The sequence below is a fragment of the Flavobacterium sp. DG2-3 genome (assembly GCF_030730925.1).
In the GTDB taxonomy this organism is placed as follows: Bacteria; Bacteroidota; Bacteroidia; order Flavobacteriales; family Flavobacteriaceae; genus Flavobacterium.
Genome location: NZ_JAVAMB010000001.1, coordinates 349509 through 374382, shown reverse-complemented (window position 1 = coordinate 374382; position 24874 = coordinate 349509). Strand labels below are relative to the sequence as shown.

The 24874-nt window shown below is 34.1% G+C and carries 27 protein-coding genes; 23 read left to right on the top strand and 4 right to left on the bottom strand.

Annotated elements, in window-relative coordinates; genetic code table 11:
* Window positions 1-317: 317 nt before the first annotated feature.
* The 5 genes from Q9Q97_RS01580 (at window position 318) to Q9Q97_RS01560 (ending at window position 4173) form a co-directional block, all read left to right on the top strand.
* Entirely contained in the window at window positions 318-1820 is a 1503-nt protein-coding gene (locus Q9Q97_RS01580; RefSeq protein ID WP_306153761.1) for a family 43 glycosylhydrolase, read from the top strand.
* 331 nt (window positions 1821-2151) lie between these two features.
* Window positions 2152-2328 carry a hypothetical protein gene (locus tag Q9Q97_RS01575; protein ID WP_306153759.1) on the top strand — a complete coding sequence of 59 codons (177 nt, stop codon included), beginning with the start codon at window positions 2152-2154 and terminating at the stop codon, window positions 2326-2328.
* A 229-nt stretch (window positions 2329-2557) separates the two neighbouring features.
* Window positions 2558-2785, top strand: a complete 228-nt coding sequence (locus tag Q9Q97_RS01570) for a CDGSH iron-sulfur domain-containing protein (protein WP_306153757.1) — start codon at window positions 2558-2560, stop codon at window positions 2783-2785.
* 146 nt (window positions 2786-2931) lie between these two features.
* On the top strand, window positions 2932-3405 hold the full coding sequence (locus tag Q9Q97_RS01565; RefSeq protein ID WP_306153755.1) for a DUF6252 family protein: 474 nt from the start codon (window positions 2932-2934) through the stop codon (window positions 3403-3405).
* Between the two features lie 201 nt (window positions 3406-3606).
* Window positions 3607-4173: a hypothetical protein gene (locus tag Q9Q97_RS01560; RefSeq protein WP_306153753.1), complete on the top strand. Its 567-nt coding sequence runs from the start codon at window positions 3607-3609 to the stop codon at window positions 4171-4173.
* Between the two features lie 3 nt (window positions 4174-4176).
* Here Q9Q97_RS01560 and Q9Q97_RS01555 read toward each other — a convergent pair whose 3' ends face one another.
* Together Q9Q97_RS01555 and Q9Q97_RS01550 are read right to left on the bottom strand one after the other, a co-directional pair.
* A complete protein-coding gene (locus Q9Q97_RS01555; protein ID WP_306153751.1) occupies window positions 4177-5079 on the bottom strand; it encodes a PhzF family phenazine biosynthesis protein in 903 nt (300 codons plus the stop codon).
* A gap of 253 nt (window positions 5080-5332) precedes the next feature.
* A complete protein-coding gene (locus Q9Q97_RS01550; RefSeq protein WP_306153749.1) occupies window positions 5333-5782 on the bottom strand; it encodes a protease complex subunit PrcB family protein in 450 nt (149 codons plus the stop codon).
* A gap of 240 nt (window positions 5783-6022) precedes the next feature.
* Between Q9Q97_RS01550 and Q9Q97_RS01545 the strand changes: the two genes are divergently transcribed.
* From Q9Q97_RS01545 to proC, 9 genes are all read left to right on the top strand, one after another.
* Window positions 6023-6562: a hypothetical protein gene (locus Q9Q97_RS01545; RefSeq protein ID WP_306153747.1), complete on the top strand. Its 540-nt coding sequence runs from the start codon at window positions 6023-6025 to the stop codon at window positions 6560-6562.
* Between the two features lie 76 nt (window positions 6563-6638).
* Complete coding sequence (locus tag Q9Q97_RS01540) at window positions 6639-7562, top strand: hypothetical protein (protein WP_306153745.1); 924 nt, start codon at window positions 6639-6641, stop codon at window positions 7560-7562.
* Between the two features lie 159 nt (window positions 7563-7721).
* Complete coding sequence (serS, locus tag Q9Q97_RS01535) at window positions 7722-8993, top strand: serine--tRNA ligase (RefSeq protein ID WP_306153743.1); 1272 nt, start codon at window positions 7722-7724, stop codon at window positions 8991-8993.
* 72 nt (window positions 8994-9065) lie between these two features.
* On the top strand, window positions 9066-9893 hold the full coding sequence (gene lgt / locus Q9Q97_RS01530) for a prolipoprotein diacylglyceryl transferase (RefSeq protein WP_306153741.1): 828 nt from the start codon (window positions 9066-9068) through the stop codon (window positions 9891-9893).
* A gap of 54 nt (window positions 9894-9947) precedes the next feature.
* Window positions 9948-11729 carry a tetratricopeptide repeat protein gene (locus Q9Q97_RS01525; RefSeq protein ID WP_306153739.1) on the top strand — a complete coding sequence of 594 codons (1782 nt, stop codon included), beginning with the start codon at window positions 9948-9950 and terminating at the stop codon, window positions 11727-11729.
* Between the two features lie 80 nt (window positions 11730-11809).
* On the top strand, window positions 11810-12121 hold the full coding sequence (locus Q9Q97_RS01520) for a DUF4286 family protein (protein WP_095952990.1): 312 nt from the start codon (window positions 11810-11812) through the stop codon (window positions 12119-12121).
* 224 nt (window positions 12122-12345) lie between these two features.
* Window positions 12346-13131, top strand: a complete 786-nt coding sequence (gene rsmA / locus Q9Q97_RS01515) for a 16S rRNA (adenine(1518)-N(6)/adenine(1519)-N(6))-dimethyltransferase RsmA (protein ID WP_306153736.1) — start codon at window positions 12346-12348, stop codon at window positions 13129-13131.
* On the top strand, window positions 13115-14464 hold the full coding sequence (gene mgtE / locus Q9Q97_RS01510) for a magnesium transporter (RefSeq protein ID WP_306153735.1): 1350 nt from the start codon (window positions 13115-13117) through the stop codon (window positions 14462-14464). The genes rsmA and mgtE overlap by 17 nt, the downstream gene beginning before the upstream one ends.
* A 112-nt stretch (window positions 14465-14576) precedes the next feature.
* The gene (proC, locus tag Q9Q97_RS01505) at window positions 14577-15353 is read left to right on the top strand and encodes a pyrroline-5-carboxylate reductase (RefSeq protein WP_306153733.1); all 777 of its coding nucleotides are present in this window, start codon (window positions 14577-14579) and stop codon (window positions 15351-15353) included.
* A 353-nt stretch (window positions 15354-15706) separates the two neighbouring features.
* Here proC and nhaA read toward each other — a convergent pair whose 3' ends face one another.
* Window positions 15707-16846, bottom strand: coding sequence for a Na+/H+ antiporter NhaA (gene nhaA, locus Q9Q97_RS01500; RefSeq protein WP_306153731.1), 1140 nt, complete (start codon window positions 16844-16846; stop codon window positions 15707-15709).
* 311 nt (window positions 16847-17157) lie between these two features.
* Between nhaA and Q9Q97_RS01495 the strand changes: the two genes are divergently transcribed.
* From Q9Q97_RS01495 to Q9Q97_RS01475, 5 genes are all read left to right on the top strand, one after another.
* Entirely contained in the window at window positions 17158-18105 is a 948-nt protein-coding gene (locus Q9Q97_RS01495) for a 2-hydroxyacid dehydrogenase (protein WP_306153729.1), read from the top strand.
* A gap of 192 nt (window positions 18106-18297) precedes the next feature.
* The gene (locus tag Q9Q97_RS01490; RefSeq protein WP_306153728.1) at window positions 18298-18714 is read left to right on the top strand and encodes a DUF805 domain-containing protein; all 417 of its coding nucleotides are present in this window, start codon (window positions 18298-18300) and stop codon (window positions 18712-18714) included.
* Between the two features lie 16 nt (window positions 18715-18730).
* The gene (locus tag Q9Q97_RS01485; RefSeq protein WP_125718214.1) at window positions 18731-19009 is read left to right on the top strand and encodes a TM2 domain-containing protein; all 279 of its coding nucleotides are present in this window, start codon (window positions 18731-18733) and stop codon (window positions 19007-19009) included.
* Window positions 19010-19214: 205 nt separating this feature from the next.
* On the top strand, window positions 19215-19580 hold the full coding sequence (locus Q9Q97_RS01480; RefSeq protein WP_306154846.1) for a DUF805 domain-containing protein: 366 nt from the start codon (window positions 19215-19217) through the stop codon (window positions 19578-19580).
* A 174-nt stretch (window positions 19581-19754) separates the two neighbouring features.
* Entirely contained in the window at window positions 19755-20114 is a 360-nt protein-coding gene (locus tag Q9Q97_RS01475; RefSeq protein WP_306153726.1) for a DUF805 domain-containing protein, read from the top strand.
* 56 nt (window positions 20115-20170) lie between these two features.
* On the opposite strand, the gene Q9Q97_RS01470 is transcribed toward Q9Q97_RS01475, so the two are convergent.
* Complete coding sequence (locus tag Q9Q97_RS01470; protein ID WP_306153724.1) at window positions 20171-21973, bottom strand: lysophospholipid acyltransferase family protein; 1803 nt, start codon at window positions 21971-21973, stop codon at window positions 20171-20173.
* A gap of 118 nt (window positions 21974-22091) precedes the next feature.
* On the opposite strand from Q9Q97_RS01470, the gene Q9Q97_RS01465 reads away from it, so the two are divergent.
* The 4 genes from Q9Q97_RS01465 to Q9Q97_RS01450 all read left to right on the top strand — a co-directional run bounded on the left by Q9Q97_RS01465 (window position 22092) and on the right by Q9Q97_RS01450 (window position 24621).
* Window positions 22092-22853, top strand: a complete 762-nt coding sequence (locus tag Q9Q97_RS01465; RefSeq protein ID WP_306153723.1) for an exodeoxyribonuclease III — start codon at window positions 22092-22094, stop codon at window positions 22851-22853.
* Window positions 22854-22984: 131 nt separating this feature from the next.
* A complete protein-coding gene (locus tag Q9Q97_RS01460) occupies window positions 22985-23929 on the top strand; it encodes an OmpA family protein (protein WP_306153721.1) in 945 nt (314 codons plus the stop codon).
* Window positions 23930-24083: 154 nt separating this feature from the next.
* The gene (locus Q9Q97_RS01455; RefSeq protein WP_306153719.1) at window positions 24084-24335 is read left to right on the top strand and encodes a hypothetical protein; all 252 of its coding nucleotides are present in this window, start codon (window positions 24084-24086) and stop codon (window positions 24333-24335) included.
* The gene (locus Q9Q97_RS01450) at window positions 24328-24621 is read left to right on the top strand and encodes a type II toxin-antitoxin system RelE/ParE family toxin (protein WP_306153717.1); all 294 of its coding nucleotides are present in this window, start codon (window positions 24328-24330) and stop codon (window positions 24619-24621) included. The genes Q9Q97_RS01455 and Q9Q97_RS01450 overlap by 8 nt, the downstream gene beginning before the upstream one ends.
* Window positions 24622-24874: the final 253 nt, after the last annotated feature.

Below are 24874 nucleotides of genomic sequence, written 5' to 3'. Positions count from 1 at the left end.
TAAGATTTTTTTTGAGTTTAGCTCTCGCAAAGACGCAGAGCCGCAAAGCTTTTGTTAAAGTTTGTCAGGCTGAGCGGAGTCGAAGCCCCGCACAGTGATTCAGCAAACGTGGCTTTGACTCCGCTCAGCCTCACAAAACATAAGGAAAAACTTCGTGCCTTCACGACTTTCCGAGATTTAAAAAATTCGTGCCTTAGCGCCTTTGTGGCAAAAACATAATAAAAAAACTTTGCGCATCTCTGAGAAATTCTTCGTGCATCTCTGTGGAACAATCATCTTATAGTCTTTTTGACTATATTTGAAAAAAAAATATCAAAATGAACAAAATATACCTCTCCGTTTTATTTCTATTACTAACACTTTCAGTCAATTCTCAATCGCAATCCGAGAAGATTTTAAAAGAAAATAAATTCAATAATCCGATTTTTGCAGGAGATTATCCCGATCCGAGTTTGCTTCGAGATGGAAAAGATTATTACGTTGTACATTCTTCATTCGATTATTACCCTGGACTTTTAATTTGGCATTCGACCGATTTAATGAATTGGGAACCTGTAACCAATGCGCTTCATAAATATGTTGGAGCTGTTTGGGCGCCAGATTTAATTAAATACAACAATAAGTATTACATCTATTTTCCGGCGAATAACACCAATTTTGTCGTAACAGCAAATTCTATAAACGGTCCGTGGAGTGAACCTGTAGATTTGAAAATCGGAAATATTGATCCTGGACATGTTGCAGACGAAAAAGGAAATCGATTCTTGTATTTTAGCAACGGCGGATATGTCGCACTTTCAAAAGATGGACTTTCGGTAACGAGCGAATTAAAGCATGTTTATGATGGTTGGAAAATTCCGCGCGAATGGAGTATTGAATGTTTTTGTATGGAAGGCCCAAAATTATTCAAAAGAGGAGAATATTATTATTTAACCGTTGCCGAAGGTGGAACTGCAGGACCCGCAACAAGTCATATGGTGATTTCGGCACGATCAAAATCGCCACTTGGACCTTGGGAAAACTCGCCGCATAATCCAGTTGTTCGAACAAACAGCAGTTCTGAAACTTGGTGGTCAAAAGGACATAGCACCGTTTTTGAAGATGCAAACGGAAAATGGTGGATGATTTTTCACGGTTATGAAAACGGATATTACAACTTAGGGCGCCAAACTTTATTGCAGCCTGTAGAATGGACAAAAGACGGCTGGTACAAAATTCCAAATGGAATTGAAACGGACAAACCGATTGCAAAGCCTGAAGGAAAAAAGCTTCCTGAATTTTCTTTGAGTGATAATTTCGATGGTTCGGCTCTAAAACCACAATGGAAGTTTTATAATGGAGTAGAAAGTTCGAGATTTAAGGTTGCCGACAATACTTTGACAATTGAAGGTAAAGGAGATGGTGTTGGAAATAGTTCGCCTCTTGTTGTCGTTCCGGGAGGGCATTCCTATTCAGCTGAAGTCGAAATGGAAATAGAAGGCGATGCTGTAGGCGGACTTGTTTTGTTTTATGACAAACAATATTATTCAGGAATTTTGGCCGATCAAAACAATATTTTAGCCAATTTGAGAGGATGGCAATTTCCAACAGAAAAAGATACGCATAAACGAAAAGTCTTTCTTAAACTTAAAAACATTAAAAACACCGTAGATATGTTTTATAGTCTCGATGGAAAAGACTGGAAAAAGATTGAAAATTCGGTAGAAGTTTCAGGTTACAATCATAATGTTTTAAGCGGTTTTCTTGGTTTAAGAATTGGACTTTGCTCGATCGGAAAAGGAAACGTGAAGTTTAAGAATTTTGTTTATAAAGCGCTTTAAGGTTTTAGCCACTAAAGCGCTAAGGCACGAAGTTTTTTAATTTCGCAAAGGCGCGGAGTTTTTTGTTATGTTTTGCCACGAAGACGCTAAGACACGAAGTTTTTTAATCTCGCAAAGGCGCAGAGTTTTTGTTGTTTTGTCAGGCTGAGCGGAGTCGAAGCCACGTTTGCTGAATCACTGTGCGGGGCTTCTCTCGAATTCTCGGGACGCTCAGCCTGACAATCTTTGTGAATTATATACATTACGCGTTAAAATAAAAACTTAGAGCCTTTGAGTCTTCGTGGCAAAAACATCATAATACTTATCTTTGTACTATTCAAAATTGATAGTTATGGCAAAAGGACCTCAAAAAGATTCAAAAAATAAAGCTTTGCATACCAAATTGCTAAAACGTAAAAAAGCTAAAGTTCAAGAAGAGAAAAAAGAAAGAGCTTTACGATTGAAAGAGATAATCACAAAAATGAATCAGCAAAAAAAAGATGACGAGTCTGATACACAAAGCGTATAGACAAAATTTTTCGCTTTCGTGGCAAAATCGTAGAATCACTTTGCGGGCTTCGACTCCGCTCAGCCAGACAAAACACAAAACAACTTTGCGCCTTCGCGACTTTGCGAGATTAAAAAAAACTTTGCGAATCTCAGCGGAATTCTTCATAAAATAGAACCAGTTTAAACTACGTTCACCGCTTATAAATGCCAATATATTTCGCAACCTTTGCAGCCGAAAAAACAAATTTATGAGCAAGACGAAATTAATCATCAATAAAAACGGATCAATCAAAATTGAAGGAGATTTTGAAATCATGGATCCAGAAGGAGCACTTTACGGTTTACAAGGAAGATCTGCATTGGGACTTTGCCGTTGCGGACATTCTGCTAACAAACCATTTTGCGATGGAGCACACAGAAATAACTTCGAACACGATTCAAAAGCGTTTGATTTACCGCCAATGAAAACGAACTAAGAAGTTCTCTAGTTTTAAATAATTAAACCGCATTCTGCCAAGATGCGGTTTTTATTTTTACAAAAGAATATTTTTTTACTATTTCCTAATATATTTTGTAATAAAATTCTTTCTATATTTGCTCATTAATTTAATAAAAGCCAATTATGAAAAATTTAAAAAGAATCTTGTTTTTTGCTATTGCTATTTTTGCATTAGCATTATCGTCGTCATGTAGCAGTAATGATTCAGAAGAGAATACACCACAAAGTGATTTTGTGAAATTCAAATACGAAGGGAAAAATTACTCCTTTGAACCCGATATTCTCATTTCTAGCTCTATGAATATAATGGTTAGTGAGGGAATTGATGATAATTATAAAAAACTTTCCTTATGGCTGCCACTAAATGCAGAAGTTGGAAGTCATCCTGTGGTATATGATTTGTCAAATCTTACGACAACGTATCGTATCAATTTTAGCTTCATGCCTGAACTTAATAATGTGGATATAAAGTCAGGAACTATAAACATAACAGTAAATAATGATAAAAAAATTGAAGGAACATTTAATTTTTCACACACTAAAAATGAAAAAAATTATGAAGTAACTGATGGAAGTTTCAGTATTTCTAAATTTTAAAGACAAAAAATATTTTAGACACGGCCCATTTTTTGGGCCGTCCTTTTTTAAAGTTATTTATAAGTTTACGACAATTAAGAAAGTTGCACTATATTTATATATTGCAGCTTTTTTGTTTTTGAATTATTCTTGAAAGTTAAGTGCAAATTATTGTAATTGAATTAATTAATTTAATTTTAAGTCAATAAAAGTAATTTGTGTATGGAAGAACTAACCCACGTCAAATCGATTATCGGAATTATTCTAGGCTTAAGTTTAACACATCTTATAAAAGGATCGGTTATTTTTATTCAGCATCCCGGGCGGAAAAAGATCTACTTTGTTCATTCGCTTTGGGTGTTTTATGTTTTCTTATTAATTATCCATTTCTGGTGGTGGGAGTTTAACTTGAAATTGATTCAGGAATGGTATTTTGCCGATTATTTTTTTATCATCTGTTATATTCTCATTTTCTATTTGCTGTGTGCGATTCTTTATCCTGATGATTTACGTGATTATAATGGTTACGAAGACTATTTTTATTCCAGAAAAAACTGGTTTTTTGCCATTCTGGCCATTAGCTTTGGTGCCGATTTGATTGACACAGCAATAAAGGGTGGTAATTATTTTTTATACAATCAAGAAGAATATTATGTACGCATCATCAGTCACATTGTTTTGTGTCTGGTTGCGATAAAAATTCATAATAAAGTTTTTCATACTGTTTTGATAACACTCTTTATAGTTTATGAACTTTCGTATATTTTGAGATTGTTTAATGTCGAATAAAAATTAAATATACAATTCCCCTTTCATGGTAATAATCGATGAGCCACCAACCAAAATATCTTCTTCACGATTCATAACTTCAATGATTGAGGCCTGTTTTAATTTCACACCTTGAAGGATTTTATACTCTTTGTCTGATTTAGTAAATTTCTTCTGCGTTAAAAAACCAATTAAAGGTCCAGCCGCGGTTCCTGTTGCAGGGTCTTCATTTATTCCAATTATTGGGTTGAAAAATCTCGTTTCAACGATATGATCCTGATCTTCATCTGCTGGAGCGAAACAGTAAAAACCTTCAGAATTGTATTCTTTTGAGATTTGAATTAAAAGCTGGTTGTCTGGAACAAAGCTATTTAATATTTGACTGTTTTTGATAGGAACCATCGTATGCGCTACTTCAGTTTTTACAATAGTTGGCACAAAAGAATTTACATCTAAATCTTCAATCTTTAAGCCAAGAGCCACCGCAATTTTGTATGTTGGGATTTCTTGTTTAATGACTGCCGATTTTTGATGCATTTGAACAACGGGATACAAAGTAATGGGATCTAAACTTGTAGTTACAGGAATTGCCGAATGATTCATAATTACAAAAGGTTCACTTTCATTTTGTTCATCAAATATAGGAATGCCTTTTAGGAGCGCACCGCAGACCGCGCCTAATAGATTATGTCCTGCGCCATCAATTTCGATTCCAGTTGGAGTAAACGAACGAACTACAAGTGCTTTTTCTCTTGTGGAATAATAGACAAAAGAGGTTTCAGAATAGCCAAACTCTTTCGAAATGTCCTGATAGGTTTCTAGTTTTAAATTACCATCTGTAAAAACAACCGAAAGCGGATTTCCTCTATAACTTTCGTTTGAGAATACATCTAAAACATAATATTCTAATGCTTTTCTTCCATCCATATTTTTCTATTTTGCTGCTAAATCCATTTTGGATGGAATAAAATTACGGTTTATTCTTGTAATTGGTGACAGCTTTTATTTTTCGGGGGTTATTTTAATATTACTTTTTGATTAAAGATTTGTTTTCGAATCAAATGGAACTTGAAGAAAAAGAAATGTTATTGCTGACTATTAAAAAATAATTGCCTCCAGCTGAAAAAACTGGAGGCAATTAAAAATATTTTAAAAGTGGTAGGTTTTTATTTTGATCAGGCTATTGTTCAAAAATGACCTTTTTATCTGTCCTGTCTGTTTTAATAATATCGTAAGGTCTTGATAATTTTAAAGTGCTATTGCCATTTTTTAGTTTTTCGACTTTTACAATTATGGTATTTCGATTTTCTGAAATTTCAACAATATCTATCGAATGGCCGCTTGTATTTTGAGTTTTGTCTATAACGGCAATAACTTGATATCGGCTAAAATCAATATTAATTTCTTTAAAATCTTTAGATAAATCAGTAGAAACATTCATTTCTGTAATTAAATTATCCCAAGCTTTCTGATCTTTAATGATTAAATGTCTTGGTGCAAGACTTTCATCACTAGGAAAAGAATCTCCCTTTGCAATTAACGAATATTGCACATCAGAATTTGGCAAATCATCGTTTTCACAACTTGTTAAAGCTAGCAGAATGCTAAATATTAGGACAATCCGTTTCATGGTTTTGGTTTTGGTTGCGAAAACTTTATATAAAGTTTTCTATATAATAGATGCATTTCTTTCCAAATAGTTGCGTTAAAAGCATTCAGTTTTAGCTGCATCTTTATATTAGATAAAGATAACGCTAATTTTGATTAAAGATTGTGATAAACGGCGGAAATCTGTCAAAAACTTTAATTTCTTCCAAATCGTATTATTATTTACCCCAACTTTGCAAAACAATTTTTAAATAAAACTCAAATGGAATTCGGTAAAATCATCATTTCAGAAACGGCGGCGAATAGTGAAAATCCGCAAGACATTGTAAATTCGAATATTTCGGTAATTAATTTAATGCGCGAAGAAAAAATAGACGACGACTTGATTCACGAAGATGCTTTGATGAGTTACTATTTGGATTTTTATGCTTCTAAATATGCAGAAGGAAATTTTTCGAAGTTTGTACATGATTCGGGATGGAATAAAGAATTGAATGAATTAATCGAAGAAGGATTAGCTTTAATCGGAGCAGAAAAACATTTAGAATTGTTTAAAGAACAATGCCGTAAACTGCGTTTGCAGAGCAATATCAAATTAGGGAAATTTCTAAAAGAAAAATTCGATACTCCTAATGCTTTCAAGGATTTGCTAAACAACAATGCGTACTTTGAGTTAGACCAAAATCTAGCTGAATTGAATGCTTCTTTTCTAAAATCTCACCCTGACACAGAAGTGCTTTCGGTTGAAGAAATGTTTAAAACACTGGAAGAGTTTGTAGGTCACGAAATTAAGAGAGATTAGTTTTTATTTTTTTGCTTGTGGTTTGTAAGAAAATTATATATTTGAGACGCCCTAAATTTCTAACAAACCAAAGCCTATGAAAAAAACAATTCTTTTAAGCGGTGTTTTGATGTTGTTGTTTTCCTGCGGGAAAAATGAAAAAGTTCAGAATGAAGCAGAAGCTCAGTATCAAGAACTTCTTTCGCAAACTCAAGCCGATATTGGTTTTAATAAAAAACCACTAAAGAAACTCATTTTTAAAAATCTCGATGAAATTGAAGATTCAAAAGAAATGAATCTGCAGCTGCTCTCCAAAGTGGCAACAAACCTCAAAATCAAATATTCAGATATTAAAATTAAAGAATCAAGTTCGATCAATTATGACGATCAAACTACTTTTTTTGTGCTCACAACCGTTGCGCACGATAAAAAAGCTTTTAGAACAAACGATGACGATGAAGAACTTGGAGATTATTTTCAGCGAAAGTATCTATTTGTAAATCGGGAAGACGGAAGCATAATTGCTGAAGAATTTGATGAGAATCTGGGTTATTACGATAATGAAGCCATTCAGTTTTCGAAATCGCATATTTTAAAAGATTTGTTTTTTCTAAATGAAAAAACACCAGCCATTGCTTTTTATACAGAAGCCCGCGCAAGCAGCCGAATTGTGTTGTATTCGGAGCAAAAATTTACGCTGATTACTTTAGGTGATAAAGAAATTAGAAAAGTTTTATACGAATATCCAGTTCAATTAACTAACGGCGATTCTAACGGAACCGGAACTTTTCAAATCGAAACTTTAGAAACCGGAATGAGTTTTTCTGACCATAAAACCAATGGATATTTTGATCTGATTATTACCAAAAAGTTTTCTTACGAAGAAGCGGTCGAAGATGATTTAGAAAATGGAATTGAAGAAAAAAGCGACCTGAAAACAAAAAAAGAAATCGAAAAGATAAAGTTTAACGGAAGAGATTATGCTTTTCATAGAGATGATAGGCATCGTTTTTTGGAGTAAAACATTATAAATTTTTAAAATATAGCAAGAGCACTTTTAGGGTGCTTTTGCTGTTTATACGAGATTTCGGTTTTCCTGAAAAAGTTTGTCCTTTTGTTAACAAACATTTCCTTAAATTTGCTTCCGTTATAAAAATACAATAGTTATAAAAAACAAGCTATGTTACAAATCGCATTTATTAGAGAAAATCAAGAGAAAGTAATCAAAGCTTTAGCAAAACGAAATATCGATGCTAAAAGCGTTGTTGAAGAAGTGGTTCAATTGGACGAAAATCGTCGTGCTGCACAAGTAGAATTAGACAATACTTTATCAGAATCTAATAAATTGTCCAAAGATATTGGTGAATTGATGAAAGCTGGTGAGAAAGCTAAAGCAGCAATCTTAAAAGAAAAAACAGTTTCACTAAAAGAAAAAAGTAAAGAACTGAGCGAAAAAGCAGAAGCTTTGGCTGTTGAGTTAACCAATAAATTATATACGTTACCAAACCTTCCGGCAGATATTGTTCCTGAAGGAAAAACACCAGATGATAACTTGAATGTTTTCCAAGAAGGAGATATTCCAGTTTTGCACGAAGGCGCACAGCCTCACTGGGAATTGGTGAAGAAATACGATATTATCGATTTTGAATTGGGAGTAAAAATTACTGGAGCAGGATTTCCTGTTTACAAAGGAAAAGGAGCTCGTTTACAGCGTGCTTTAATCAATTACTTTTTAGACAAAAATACGGCTGCAGGTTATAATGAAGTTCAGGTTCCTCATTTGGTAAACGAAGCTTCAGGTTACGGAACAGGACAATTGCCAGACAAAGAAGGGCAGATGTACCACGCAGGAGTCGACGATTTATATTTGATTCCAACGGCTGAGGTTCCAGTAACGAATTTATTCCGCGATGTTATTTTGAGCGAAAGCGAATTGCCAGTTTTGCATACGGCTTATACGCCATGTTTCCGTCGTGAAGCAGGTTCTTACGGAGCACACGTGCGCGGATTAAACCGTTTGCACCAGTTTGATAAAGTAGAAATCGTTCGTATCGAGCACCCCGACAATTCTTATGCTGCATTGGACGGAATGGTAGAACACGTAAAAAATATTCTTCAGGAATTGAAATTGCCTTATAGAATTTTACGTCTTTGCGGTGGCGATATGGGATTCACATCTGCTTTGACTTACGATTTTGAGGTGTTTTCTACAGCACAAGACCGCTGGTTAGAAATCAGTTCTGTTTCTAACTTTGAAACTTTCCAGGCAAACCGCTTGAAATTGCGTTTTAAAGACAAAGACGGAAAAAATCAATTAGCGCATACACTTAACGGAAGTTCATTGGCGCTTCCTAGAGTTTTGGCGGGAATTATTGAAAACTACCAAACTCCAGAAGGAATCGTAATTCCAGAAGTTTTACGTCCTTACTGCGGATTTGATATTATAAATTAAAAATTTAGTTTATTAGTTAAACCTGACGGTTTTTAAATCCGTCAGGTTTCTTTAAACATTATACTGCAACAAATGAAAAACGGTATCTTAAACTGGAACGTTGATCCCGTTATATTTTGGATCACAGATACTTTTCCTCTTAAATATTACGGAGCTCTTTTTGCCTGCGGACTTCTTCTCGGGTTTTATATCGTCAGAAACATTTATAAAAAAGAAAATCTTTCGTTAGACAATCTGGATTCTTTATTGATTTATGTCATCGTCGGGACTGTTTTAGGCGCTAGACTTGGACATTGTTTCTTCTACGAACCGGAATATTTTTTCAAACATCCGATAGAAATTCTTTTACCAATTCAAAAGATAAAAGGAGCTTACCAGTTTGTAGGTTATCAAGGCTTGGCAAGTCACGGAGGTTCGATCGGAGTGATTACGGCAATGATTTTATACTGCCGAAAATATAAAGTGCAATTCTTAGGACTTCTGGATAAAATGGCTGTTGCAGTTCCTGTAACGGGCGCTTTTATTAGAATGGGGAATTTTATGAATTCTGAAATTTATGGAAAGCCAACTAATGAAAATTGGGGAGTTGTTTTTCAAAGAGACGATTTGATTCCGAGACATCCAACTCAATTATACGAAGCATTTGCTTACGTGTTGATTTTTGTAATTCTGTTTTATATGTACAAGTCAGAAAAAATCAGAAATGCACAGGGATTAATCTTCGGAACTTTCTTAACTTTATTATTTACAGCCCGTTTTATAATAGAATTTTTCAAAGAAAATCAAGAAGCCTTCGAGAATGATATGCTGATTAATATGGGACAGATTTTAAGTATTCCGTTTATTTTAATTGGTTTGGGATTGATTTTTTGGAAATCTAAAAAGCAATTGGCAATTTAGTATAGTCTCAATCACAGTTTTCATTGCTTTAATCGTAAATTAAAAAACTGCAATATGAAAAACATATTGATTTGTATCGTTTTGTTATTTTCTGGTTTTGCATTTGGGCAAAACGAGCAGTTGGCGCAATATTACTACGACAAAGGCGATTTCGAAAAAGCAAAAATCAGTTATGAGGAGCTTTTAAGAGCCGCACCATCCAACACTCAGTATTTTTTAAGAACAGTCGATTGTTACCAGCAATTGCAGCAATTTTCAAATGCCGAGAAAGCCATTCAAGAGCGTTACAATCGTTATAAACAAGGCGTTTTTCTAGTTGAATTAGGATATAACTTTCAATTGCAGAAAAATGATTCGAAAGCTAAAAATTACTATGAACAGGCAATCGAAAAAATAAAAGTAAATCCGAATGATGTTTACGGAATTGCCAGTTCTTTTGAGAAGAAAGTATTGCTCGAATATGCTTTAAAAGCCTATCAGACGGCAATGCAAGTTCAGCCGAACTTCAATTTCAATTTCCAAATCGGAATGCTTTACGGTCAGTTAGGAAAAACCGATTTAATGATCGATTTATTATTGACAGAATCTTTCACAAATCCGCAAAACACCAATTTGATTCAGACACAATTGTCTCGATTTATGAATGGCGAAACCGACAATACGGCTTTTAAAGATGCGATGCGTAAAGCCTTAATCTTAAAAACCCAAAAAGATCAAGATGTTTTTTGGAATCATTATCTGAGCTGGTTTTATGTGCAGCAGAAAGAATTCGGTAAAGCATTTATCCAGGAAAAAGCCATTTACAAACGCGAGCCAGAATCGTTGATGAGTATTGTTAATCTGAGTCAATTTGCTATGAATGAAGGAGACGATGATACAGCAGAAGAAATTCTGAATTTCATTCTTCAAAACACCAAAGATTTAGATTTATTGATTCAGTCGAATGCGTATTTAATGCAGATTAAAATCGATAAAGCACAAGAAAAAGATTATCCAGCCATTAGCCAAGAATTACAGCAATTGCTTGCAACTTACGAAATCAGTCCGTTTACCCTATCTTTGCAAATTATTCAAGCCCATTTTCTGGCTTTTAATTTGAAAAAGACAGAAGAAGGAAAAGCGGTAATCAAAAAGGCCTTAGAATTAAATCTAAACGAATACCAAAAAGCCGATGCTAAAATGGAATTGGCTGATATTTTGCTTTTGGAAGAAAAGTACAATCAGGCGCTTATTTACTATTCGCAAATTCAATTGGATTTGAAGAACGATGTAATGGCGCACGAAGCGAGTTTGAAAGCGGCCAAAACAAGTTATTATAAAGGCGATTTTGAATGGGCAAACAAACAGTTTAAAGAGTTAAAAGCGGCAAATACACAATTAATTGCCAACGACGCTCTGGAATATTTTTTATTGATTAATGACAATACGGCTGCTGATTCGACTCAGGTGGCGCTGAAAGCATTTGCAAAAGGTGATTTTTTAATTTATCAGAATAAAAAACAAGAAGCTATAACCCAGTTTCAAAATATCTTAAAAACATATAAAGGTCAGGAAATAGAAGCGGTGACTTTATTGCGTTTGGGTAAAGTTTATGAAAGCCAGAAAGATTTTGCTTCGGCTTTAAGCCAATATCAGCAAATCATTGATCACCACAGCGACGGAATTTATGTAGACGAAGCGCTGTTCTTTTCAGCCGAAATCTACAACGACGAACTAAAAGACGTAGAAAAAGCCAAACCGTTATACGAAAAAGTAATTTTCAATCATCAGGATAGTATTTATTTTGTTGATGCGAGAAAAAAATATAGAGAATTAAGAGGGGATAAGAATTTATAAATTTCAATATTTAAATTCCAAATTCCAAAAAGAAAAACTTAGAAGCTTAGTATCTCAGAACCTTAGAACCTTAAAAAAAAATGATTATATACAACGTTACCACCAATATACACGAAAGCGTTCACGACCAATGGTTAAAATGGATGCAGGAAAAACACATACCAGAAATTCTGGCAACTCAGAAATTTTCTTCAGCACGAATTGTAAAAGTTTTGGTTGAAGAAGAAATGGGCGGAATTACCTATTCGGTACAATATGTAACAGACAGCAAAGAAACTTTAGATAAGTTTTATATCGAAGATGAACCAGAATTTCACAGAGAAGCTTTGGGTTTATTTGCAGATAAAATGCTTTCATTTAGAACAGAATTAGAGGTTATTTCGGAACACTGATTTTTTTAGTGTTCAGTGATCAGGAATTAGTGTTCAGTTAAAATTTGAGGCAAAGACAATTTCTTGATTGTAATTGATTGAAAAAAATAAACCTTTGCGCCTTTGAGTCTTCGTGGCAAAAAAAATGGCGTCTTCGTGCCTTTATAGCAAAATAATTCAGTAGATGTAGAGCCTTTCGATAAAAAAAGAATACTTTTGCAGCCTTCTGGCAAACAAGTAAGAAAATGGAAAAAGTAAAAGCCAAAAAACATTTAGGACAGCACTTTCTTAAAGATGAAAGTATTGCAAAAGCAATTGCAGATACTTTGACTTTTAAGGGATACAATGAGGTTTTAGAAATAGGACCAGGAATGGGTGTGCTTACTAAATACTTACTTGAAAAGCCAATTACTACACACGTTATTGAGATCGATACCGAATCTGTAGCGTATTTGGATGCTAATTATCCAAAATTAAAAGATAAAATTATCTCTCAGGATTTCCTGAAATACAATATAAACGAAGTTTACAAGGACAAACAGTTTGCCATTATTGGTAACTTTCCGTATAATATTTCTTCTCAGATTGTTTTTAGAACATTAGATCTAAAACATCAGATTCCAGAGTTTTCTGGAATGTTTCAGAAAGAAGTAGCCGAACGCATCTGCGAAAAGAAAGGTTCGAAAACATACGGAATTTTATCAGTTTTAGCGCAGGCTTTCTATGATACTGAGTATCTGTTTACGGTTGATGAAAACGTTTTTATTCCTCCGCCCAAGGTCAAATCGGGTGTGATGAGAATGACCCGAAAGGAAGATTACAGTCTTCCTTGTAGCGAAAAGTTGTTTTTTACGGTTGTAAAAACCGCTTTTCAGCAGAGACGAAAAACATTACGTAACAGTTTGAAAACATTAAATTTATCTGATAAACTGCGAGAAGACACTATCTTTGATAAACGTCCGGAACAGCTAAGTACAGCCGAATTTATTGAACTAACTCAAAAAATAGAAGCCGATGGAGTTCAAAGTTAGTAAAGAATTTATACTTCAATTAGAAGAACTGATTATTAGTAAAAACGACAATGAACTTGAAGTTTTACTGAATGATCTGCACCACGCTGATATTGCCGAAATCTTAGATGAATTAGATTTTGACGAAGCAACCTACATCTTTAAGGTTTTAGATAGTGATAAAACAGCTGAAATTCTTCTTGAATTAGAAGAAGATCTGCGTGAAAATATCTTAAGCCGACTTTCGCCAAAGGAAATTGCAGAAGAGCTTGACGAGCTTGAAACCAACGATGCTGCCGATATTATCGCGGAACTTTCGCAGGAAATAAAAGCGGAAGTAATCTCGGAAATGGTCGATGTGGAGCACGCCAAAGACATTGTTGATCTTTTGCGTTACGACGAGAACACAGCCGGTGGTTTGATGGGGAAAGAGCTTGTAAAAGTAAATGAAAACTGGAATGTCTTAACCTGCGTTAAAGAAATGCGAATTCAGGCAGAAAATGTATCCAGAGTACATTCTATTTATGTAGTTGATGATGAAAACCGACTTAAAGGAAGATTATCACTTAAAGATTTACTAACTTCTTCTACTAAAACGCAGATCGGTGAGGTTTATATCAGGAAATTAAATTTCGTAAACGTAGATACCGAAGATGTTGAGGTGGCTCGTATCATGCAGAAATACGATTTAGAGGCAATTCCTGTTGTTGACGAACTCGGCCGTTTGGTGGGAAGAATTACTATTGACGACATTGTTGACGTTATCAAGGAAGAAGCCGATAAGGATTACCAGTTAGCTGCGGGTATTACACAAGACGTTGAATCGAATGACAGTGTTTACGAATTGACAAAAGCGCGTTTGCCATGGCTTTTAATCGGGATGGTGATCGAGATTGTGGCTTCTTTTGTCTTAAAAGGTAACGAAAGTACTTTTCAAAAATATTCGACGTTAATCATATTTGTGCCGTTATTATCTGCAACTGCAGGAAATATCGGTGTTCAGGCTTCGGCAATTGTTGTGCAAGGTTTGGCAAATGGAACGTTAAAAGATTTTAGCCGCGGTTATTTTACAAAAGAAATTACCGTTTCTATGATATCAGGAAGCATTATCTCTTTGCTTTTATTGTGCTATCATTCTATCATGTACCAGCAGTATTTGGTCGGATTTGCAATTTCGATTTCTATGATTGTGGTGATTCTTTTTGCGGCAACTTTAGGAACTTTAGTGCCACTTTTTCTTAACAAAAACAAAATTGATCCCGCAATTGCTACGGGTCCGTTTATCACAACAACCAATGATGTTTTTGGAATTATGCTCTACTTTGGAGTAGCTAATTTGATTCTTGGATTCTAGATTTTTGCCACAAATTAGTATATTACAGTGATTTAAGATCTCTAAAATCTGCGTAATTTACAGGCGCAAAAAAAGCTGTTAATCAGCCAGAAATAAATTAAAGCCAACCAGAATGAAAGTACACATTATTGGAGGAGGAAACCTTGGGGTTTCTATTGCCTTGGGAATTGCTAAATTCTCGAAAAACAACCAAGTTACTGTTACAAGAAGAAACATTGCAAGTATTCAATATTTATCAGAATATGGCATTACTGTTTCTAACGATAATAAACACAACATCGAGGAAGCTGATGTTGTTATTTTAACCATAAAACCGTATCAGGTAGATACAGTTTTGGCTGAAATTCTGCCCGTTATTCAAAACAAAACTATTGCTTCTGCAGTAAGCGGATTGTCTTTGGACGTGCTTCAAACTAAAACCAACTACGAATATCCGGTAGTTCGCATTATGCCAAATATTGCGGCTCAGTTTGGAGAATCGGCGACTTGTATTTCTTTCCCAGAAAAGTATGCAGCAAATGCTTCGCCAATTGTCGATTTGTTCCAAGATTTAGGAACCGCTCCAGTAATTGATGAAAAACTAATGGATGCAGCGACAGTTTTAGGCGCATGTGGAACAGCTTATGCTTTACGTTATATTCGCGCTTCTATGCAAGCCGGAATCGAAATAGGATTTGATTCTAATACTGCTTTAGCAATTGCCGCGCAAACGGTAAAAGGAGCTGCGAAAATGCTTCTAGAAGAACGAGTGCACCCAGAACAATTAATCGACCGTGTAACAACGCCTCAAGGCTGTACAATTGTCGGTCTGAACGAAATGGAGCACAATGGTTTCAGTTCGTCATTAATTAAAGGAATCAAGACTTCTTTGAAACAGATTAAAGGTTAGGTTTTAAAGAAATTCCAATATTTTAAATTCCAAATTCCAATTTTATTATTGGAGTTTGGAATTTTTTTTGCGAAATAGAATATTTTGTTATTCTGAAGAACGAGGCGCGAACATGCGAAGCAAATCGCACTAGAATTCGACAAAGATTATCAAACATAGCCCAAGGTTTCAACCTTGGGAACGCATTGCAAATCACTTTACGTTTACGTTGTGTGCCCAAGGTTGAAACCTTGGGCTATGTTTAATAAAAATGAGAATAAAATTATAGTTTGTAATTCCAAGGAACATGGAATCTTTGCAAAGTTTTAAATTGGAATTTGGAATTTTTTCAATTGGAATTTAAAAAATAAGTTTCATTTTTTACTAAGAGTGTATTTCAAATAAACAAATCCCATAAGTCCAGCTAAGAAAGAAGCAATAAGAATTGCTATTTTAGAAAAGACAATAATTTCAGGATTTTTGAATGCCAAAACGGTAATGAAAATCGACATTGTAAAACCAATTCCACCGAGCATTCCCGCGCCTAAAATATGTGTCCATTTTAGATTTTTCGGTAAAATGCACAAACCAGAAGTAACCCCCACTGAAGAAAAAAGTAAAATTCCAAGCGGTTTTCCCACTACAAGTCCAAGAATGATTCCGTAGGTATTGACATGGCTTAAGCCTTCATGCCAGTTTTCGGTAATTGGTAAAGCAGTATTCGCAACTGCAAAAAGAGGCAGGATAAAAAAAGCGACTGGCTGATGCAGAAAATGTTGAAGTCTATACGAAGAGGTTTTTTCGCCTCCATCGCCAAACGGAATAACAAATGCCAGAATCACACCTGTTATGGTGGCGTGAACTCCAGAATTAAGCATAAAATACCACATTATGACACCGCCAATTAAGTACGGAATTAGATTGTGAATTTTCATTCGATTTAAAACAAAAAGCAAACACCAGATTCCAAGTGCGATTCCAAGATTTAAAAAAGAGATTGACGTGGTGTAAAAAATGGCAATAACGATAATTGCGCCCAAATCGTCAATAACGGCAAGAGCTGTTAGAAAAACTTTTAATGAAGCAGGAACTCTATTTCCTAAAAGAGATAAAATTCCAATGGCAAATGCGATATCGGTCGCCATCGGAATTCCGGCACCGTTTTGTGTAGTTGTTCCGTAATTTAAAGCTAAGAATATTGCGGCAGGAACTAGCATTCCTCCAAAAGCAGCCATGATGGGCAGCGATGCGTTTTTAATATTTGATAATTCACCGTGATAAATTTCTCGTTCCAACTCCAAACCAATCAAAAGAAAGAAAATTGTCATTAACCCATCATTGATCCAATGTGTGATCGAATGCCCTGCAATATTATCTTTTTCCCAAAACGCAACATATGGAACCTGAAAAGATGAGTTGGCAAGAAATAAGGATAAAAGCGTGACAAAGAGCAAGATAATTCCTCCTGATTTTTCGTTCTTAAAAAAGGCTTTAAAAGTCTTGGTTAATTTCATATAAAAATTTTGTGAAGTATTAATGAATAGGATATGAAAAAATCCCAATATCTTCAAAGTTAGAAAAAATCTACGAAGTGGAAAAGGAATAAACCAGATAAGGCTTATAACTGCATAAAGTAGACTTAAAGAAACTTATATGGCTTGCATTTCAAAAAAATGGTATCTCAACTCTAAACTACAAGTAAAAAAACAAATGATCTACGCAGAATTTAAAATAAACTTATATCACTTATATGGTTCAAAAACTTTTCATTTAAGATAATCTTGAAGAATTACTGTATTTTTGTTAGATCATAAAATCAATAAAAATGAGTGTAAAAATTCTTCATATCGATAGTAATAATCCAATTCTTTGGAACCAATTGGAAGAAGCGGGCTTTGAAAACCACGCCGATTTTAAATCTTCAAAAGAAGAAATCGAAGCCAAAATCCATGATTATAACGGAATTGTAATTCGAAGCCGTTTCAAGATTGATAAAACCTTTTTAGATAAAGCAGCAAAGTTGCAATTTATCGCGAGAGTTGGCGCAGGTCTGGAAAGTATTGATTGTGAGTATGCTTCTGCAAAAGGAATTCATCTCATTGCGGCTCCAGAAGGTAATCGCAACGCTGTTGCAGAACATTCCTTGGGCGTTATTTTATCTTTGTTTAATAATTTAAACCAAGCCGATGCCGAAGTAAAAGCAGGACAATGGAATCGTGAAAGCAATCGTGGTCATGAACTGGATTTAAAAACAGTCGGAATTATTGGTTACGGAAATATGGGTAAAGCTTTCGCTAAAAAACTAAGAGGTTTTGAGACAGAAGTTTTATGTTATGATATTTTAGACAATGTAGGAGACGAAAATGCCAAACAAGTCTCTTTGGCAGAACTTCAAGAAAAAGCAGATGTTTTGAGTCTTCACTTGCCTTGGACACCCGAAACAGATAAAATGGTAAATGCAGCATTTATAAATGCATTTAAAAAGCCATTTTGGATCATAAACACTTCGCGAGGTAAAAATATAGTTACAGCCGATTTGGTTGAAGCTATGAAGTCGAAAAAGGTTTTAGGTGCTGGTCTAGATGTTTTGGAGTATGAAAAACTTTCGTTTGAAACGCTTTTTCAAGATAAAAACACCCCAGAAGCTTTTCAATATCTTCTCGAAGCAAAAAATGTCTTACTGACGCCTCACATTGCAGGTTGGACTTTTGAAAGTCATGAACGTCTGGCTCAAGTAATTGTAGATAAAATTAAAGCAGTTTACGGCAAATAATAGCCTACAGCCTTTAGGTTTTAATAACGAGTTTTTTCCTGTGAATTTTATTTGGCAAGATTAGTTTTATTTGTTAATTTTTAATAATATTGTTTCCGAATTTTAAAGAATGAGTCTAAATAGGACGATTTTTTGAAATTCGGAGAAAACCGAAAATCCCAAGAGTAGGCCAAAAACAAATGATTAAAAATTATGATTGAATGGTATAAAACAGCCATGTTTCAGAACTATGCAAACTTTAACGGAAGAGCTAGAAGAAGTGAATACTGGTATTTTCGTCTTGCTACATCGCTTCTTATGTTTGCATTTATTTTTTTAGGGCTAATGTTATCTGCGGTTTTAGGTACAGAAATCGGTCTTCCAATTGCAGTAGGATTATTTTTTCTTTATTTGATTGCTTCTATAATTCCATCTTTGGCTGTTACAGTTAGAAGAATGCACGATTTAGGAAAAAGCGGATGGACTATTTTAGTTTCTTTTATTCCGTTGGCTGGACCTATCTGGATGTTGGTTTTATTAGTAACTGAAGGAGAGCATGGAGAAAACTATTACGGTTTGGATCCAAAAAGTACCATTGAAGAAATTGATGAAATAGGAATTAATAATTAACTAAATATTATAAAAAATGGAAACTACAAAACCAGAAAGCTGGAATACTCCATCTCAACCAAGACAAGAGAACAAAAAAGTATTAGCAGGAATTATGGGAATAATTTTTGGATATCTAGGTGTTCATAAATTTATCTTAGGATACACTCAAGAGGGAATTATCCAAATCGTAATTACAATCGTGACTTGCGGAGTAGGAAGTATAATTGGCTTCATCGAAGGAATTATCTACTTGACAAAATCAGATGAAGATTTTTACCAAACTTACCAAGTTGGTAAAAAAGGCTGGTTCTAAAAGAAAAACATATATTGTCTAAATCCCATTCAAATTTTTGAATGGGATTTTTTTATGCTTTACTATTTTGTCTTTTTGTGTTACAATAAAACCTTTTAAGTACATTTTGAAATTTTCAAAGGAAGTACCCTTGCAATCTGTAAAAAAAACAGGGATGGAGGAACTGAAAATCCAAAAGAGTAGGGAAAAATTAAATGGTTTTATTATGTTAGAAATGTACAAAAAAGTAGTTTTTGAGAATTATGCAAATTTTAAAGGAAGAGCAAGAAGAAGAGAATTTTGGCTTTTTACGTTGTTAAATATTATTATTTCATATGGTTTGCTTTTTCTTTTTATGGCATTAGCGCCAAAACTATCAATTATAAGTACTTTGTATAGTTTCGCAGTTTTACTGCCTTCAATTGCAGTAGGTGTAAGGAGAATGCATGATGTTGGTAAAAGTGGCTGGTATTTACTTATTCCTTTTTATAGTTTGATTTTAGCTTGTACCGAAGGAGAAAAGAAATCAAATCAATACGGAAGTGATCCTAAAAATGAATTAGAAGAAATTGACGAAATTGGTAAAGAATAAATCTTCCAATTCTAATACAAATCCCATTTTAATATGGGATTTTTTTATGTCCAATAATATTCAAGAATTGTATTTCTTCATCTTATCTTCATTTAAAGATCGTAGTATTGGAGGTTATTTCAGGTACTAAATAATGTCTGAAAATAATCGAAGTAAGGATTTTAAAGAATGAATATGTTGAAGATTTACAAAAGTGTTTTTTTTGAAAACTATGCCAATTTTAAAGGAAGATCTAGAAGAAAAGAATTTTGGATGTTTTTCTTAGTAAATTGGGCTATAAGTTTTCTTCTAAGTTTAATTTCTCCTGAATCAGATTTATTCCTGACCATTTATTGGATCGCTATTTTTATCCCTTCAATTGCAGTTGCCATAAGGAGAATGCACGACATCAATAAAAAATGGTGGTATGTATTAGTGCCGTTTTATAATGTGTATTTGTGGACTGTTATAGGCGATGAAGGAGAAAATAAATATGGTCCCGATCCAATTAGTGAATTGGAATATTTGACAGAACTAGGAAAAGATCTTAATTAAAAAAAGTCCCATTTACAATTCGTAAATGGGACTTTTGATTTTTATAGGAAAGAGTTTTAATCTTCTTTTTCAGATAATTTTTTTTCCAATTCAATTTGAAACTCTTCTATAACAGGTTTCATTGTGCTTTCTGGAATATCTGCAATTCGAATGTACATTAAACCATCAATAGCATTGTTGAATAAAGGATCGACGTTGAAAGCTACAACTCTTGCATTTTGTTTGATGTATTTTTTAATTAAAACTGGCAAACGTAAGTTTCCTGGTTCCAATTCGTCAATGATTTTATCAAACTTATTCAAATCAGATTCTGCTTCATCGAAGATAAAATCTTTGTCGGCGTCTTTTAATTTTACTTTATAAGCCTTTTTCGGGTGAATGTACTGCGCAATATACGGATCGTAATAGTTTGACTTCATAAACTCAATCATAAGCGATTTAGAGAAGTCAGAAAACTGATTGCTGATACTTACACCACCAACCAAATATTTGTGCTCAGGATGGCGTAAAGTAGTATGGATAATACCTTTCCATAATAAGAATAAAGGCATTGGTTTTTGCTGATATTCTTTTACGATAAATGCACGTCCCATTTCGATCGATTTATGCATCATATCATGCAATTCTGGCTCAAATCTAAAAAGATCTGTTAGATAGAAACCTTCAATTCCGTATTTTGGATAAATCTCAGAACCTAATCCCATACGATACGCACCAGCAATTTTTTTGGTTTCATCATCCCATAAAAACATGTGGTGATAATATTGATCGTATTCGTCTAAGTCAATAGATTCATTCGTTCCTTCGCCAACTTCACGGAAAGTGATTTCGCGCAGACGGCCAATTTCGTGTAAAATATTCGGAATTTGTTTTGCGCTCGCAAAGAAAACTTCATAGTTTTTGCTTTGCAAAAATCTGCTGTCGCTATCTCGTAAAGCCTGAACTTCATCGATCAATTTTGATTCGTTGGCTGCAGTAACGATTTTTTTAGGCGCTTTTGTAATTTTCAAACTAGCGGTGTCAATCAGTTTGGTGTCTTTTTCAAACGGATTGGCAAGCATATAGGTTTTCTTTCTTAAGAATTCTGAGTATTCTTCAAAAGATTCGATTTCATTTTGCTCGTTTACAGAAATTGGTTTTCCAATACGAACTTTAATGACGCGGTCTTTTTGCGTTAAAAGTTCAGACGGAAGTTTTGCAGTTCGTAAAGTGTCGTCAATTTTAGAAAGCCAGTAGAATAATTTACTGTTTTTGGCATGAAAGTAAATCGGTACAACAGGAACTTTAGCTTTTCTGATTAGTTTAATCGCACCTTCTTCCCACGGTTTGTCAACTACCAATTTACCGTCTTTATAAGTCGAAACTTCACCAGCAGGGAAAATTCCCAAAGGTTTTCCGTCGCTTAAATGGCGCAATGTTTCTTTAATACCAATTACGCTCGATTTTGCATCCTTATGATTTTCAAAAGGATTAACCGGCATAATGTATTTTTTCATCGGAACAATTCTATGTAATAAGAAATTGGCAATGATTTTGAAATTTGGCTCTCTTTCAAGCATCAATTTTAAAAGCAAAATTCCGTCAATTCCTCCAAGCGGATGATTAGAAATGGTAATATACGCACCATCTTTTGGCAGACGCTTTAAATCTTCTTCAGGGATTTCGAACTTAATTTCCATTTCGTCCAAAATTCCATTCAAAAACGCAAGGTCTTCCAAATGTTTATTACGATCGTAAATTTTATTAAGGGTAGAGATCTTAAGAACCTTCATAAGAATCCAGCCAGAAAAGGTACCGAAAACTCCGTACTTTTCAACATTTATTGCTTTTGCAACTTCTTTCGCGGTAACTAAACCCATGTAGTACTTTTAATTTATTAGAACAGCGAACAAAGATAACAAAAAAGTCTACTTTTCGTTGTTTCCAAGACAAACTTTGCACTTTTTTATTACATTTGAAATCCTAAAAAAATCACTGATGAAAATTATTTCTTATAATGTAAACGGAATTAGAGCGGCAATAAACAAAGGGTTTATCGAGTGGCTACAGCAAGCAAATCCTGATGTAATATGTCTTCAGGAAATAAAAGCAACACAGGATCAAATTCCGGTAGATGACATTACAGCAGCAGGTTATCCATTTCAATATTATTATCCAGCAAACAAAAAAGGATATAGCGGAGTGGCGATTCTGTCTAAAACCAAACCGAATAATATTGCTTATGGAACAGGAATTCATCACATGGATTTTGAAGGCAGAAATCTTCGTGCAGACTTTGACGATGTTTCGGTTATGAGCTTGTATCTTCCATCTGGAACAAACATTGAAAGACTCGATCATAAGTTTATGTTTATGGATGATTTTCAAACTTATATTAACGAATTGAAATTAACGATTCCAAATCTGATTATCTGCGGAGATTACAATATTTGTCACGAAGCGATTGATATTCACGATCCTGTTCGCAACAAAACCGTTTCAGGATTTCTTCCAGCAGAACGTGCTTGGTTGGATGCTTTTATGAAATCGGGTTTTATTGATAGTTTCCGTCATTTCAACAAAGATCCGCATCATTATTCTTGGTGGAGTTACCGTGCGGGAGCAAGAGGAAATAACAAAGGCTGGCGTATCGATTATAATTTGGTAAGCAACGCTTTAGAAGACAGATTAAAAAGAGCGGTTATACTTCCAGATGCTATGCATTCAGATCATTGTCCAGTTTTAGTCGAAATTGACTAAACTTTGGTATTGTTCTTGTTAAGTAAAATGCAGTTTAAATTTTAAGTGTGAATTCAAATTCTTGAATTTGGAATTTAAAACTTGGGATTTGACTAGTTTAGATTTTTAAATGCCAAAAAAACGAATTAAAGATGATTAAAAAAGCCTCTATCGGATTGCTAGCATTAGCTTTGTCCACAACGTCATGTGTTTCTAAGAAAATTTATAATGATTTAGAAACAAAATATTCAGACTTGAAGAAAGAGAACCGTTCTATTGCGGATGAAAATGAAAACTTGAAGAAAGCGAAGAACCAGTTGGAAATCGATCGTGATAAACTGACGAAAGATTTGGCAACTGCTAATGATGATTTGGCAAAACAAAAAGCAAATTTAGTTGCAGAGCAGAAGAAATATAAAGTATTACAAGATTCGTATAATGCATTAGAGAAAAACAGCAACGATGCATTGGAGAAAAACTTAGCTAAAAACCGTGAATTGCTAGCGCAATTGGAAGCAAAAGGTAAAGCTCTTGCAGACGAACAAGCTCGTTTGGACAAAACAGCAAACCGTTTGAAAGAATTGGAAGATATGATTGCAGCCAAAGAAGAAGCAATGCGAAAACTGAAAGAAACTTTATCTAAAGCATTAAATGGTTTCGAAGGTAAAGGTCTGACAGTAGAGCAAAAAAATGGAAAAGTTTACGTTTCTATGGAAAACAAATTGCTTTTCAATTCTGGAAGCTGGGCAGTTGGAACAGAAGGTAGAAAAGCGGTTACAGAACTTGGAAAAGTTTTAGGAGACAATCCTGATCTTTCTGTTTTAATAGAAGGACATACAGATGACGATCCATACGCTGGTTCTGGACCAATTGCAAACAACTGGGATTTGTCAACAAAGAGAGCAACGGCAATCGTAGCGATTTTGAGCGAAAACCCAAAAATCAATAAACAAAAACTAACAGCTGCCGGAAGGAGTGAGTTTTCTCCTCTTGCAAGTAATGCAACTCCAGAAGGAAAAGCTAAAAATAGAAGAATCGAAATTATCTTAACTCCAAGATTGGATGAAATTGCGGAGATGCTTAATAGCATTAATTAAGGGACAAAGGTTCAAAGTTACAAAGGCTCAAAGGTTTTTACTTTTGAGCCTTTTTTTTAAATTCCAATAATGAAATTCCAAATTTCCCCGTAATTGGAATTTTAAATATTGGATTTTAAATTTTTGTAACTTTGATTTTTATAAAAATAAAATTATGGGACTTCCAGAATTAAAAGAAAAAATTAGACATCAAATGGATTTGGCTGATGAAAGGGTTTTGCGAATTGTTTCTTCGGTTTTTGATAATTATCTGAATGATGTTGTTTCTTATGACGCATCTGGGAATCCATTAACATTATCGGAATATCACAATAAAGTGGAAGAAGGTCTTGCTGACATTAAATACAATCGAATAACTTCACAGGAAGATTTGGAAAAAGAGATGAAAGATTGGGATAATGAATAAGCTTAAAATTTTTTGGAGTGCGAATGCCAAAGCAGATTTAAAGGATATTTATTTTCAATTAAAAGAAAAGTATTCAAAAGAAACGGCTCTAAAAATTAGAACAGAAGTACTTCAAGAAATAAATAAAATTGTTTTTCCAGAGCAATTTCAAACAGATGAATATCGATTAGATTGTAGAAGAATTATTGTTAGAAATTATAAAGTTCTATATCAGAATACAGAAGATTCGATTTACGTAGTGAGGATTTTTAATAGTTTTCAAAATCCTGAAAAGAGTTTAAGATAAAAGTTGCTGAGATGCTAAGGTTCTGAGTTGCTAAGCTTCTAAGATTTAAAAAGGGTTCAAAGTTTTTGCTTTGAACCCTTTTTTTAAATTTCAATAATGAAATTCCAAATTCCAATTTATCATGCATGCAAATTGGAATTTGGAATTTTTAGTTTGGAATTTATGTTATCATTATTTTAACCTTTGCTGCATTTTCATTTGAAAAATCCCTTTGTATCTTTGAAACTTTAATAAAACAAATAATAAAAAAGCT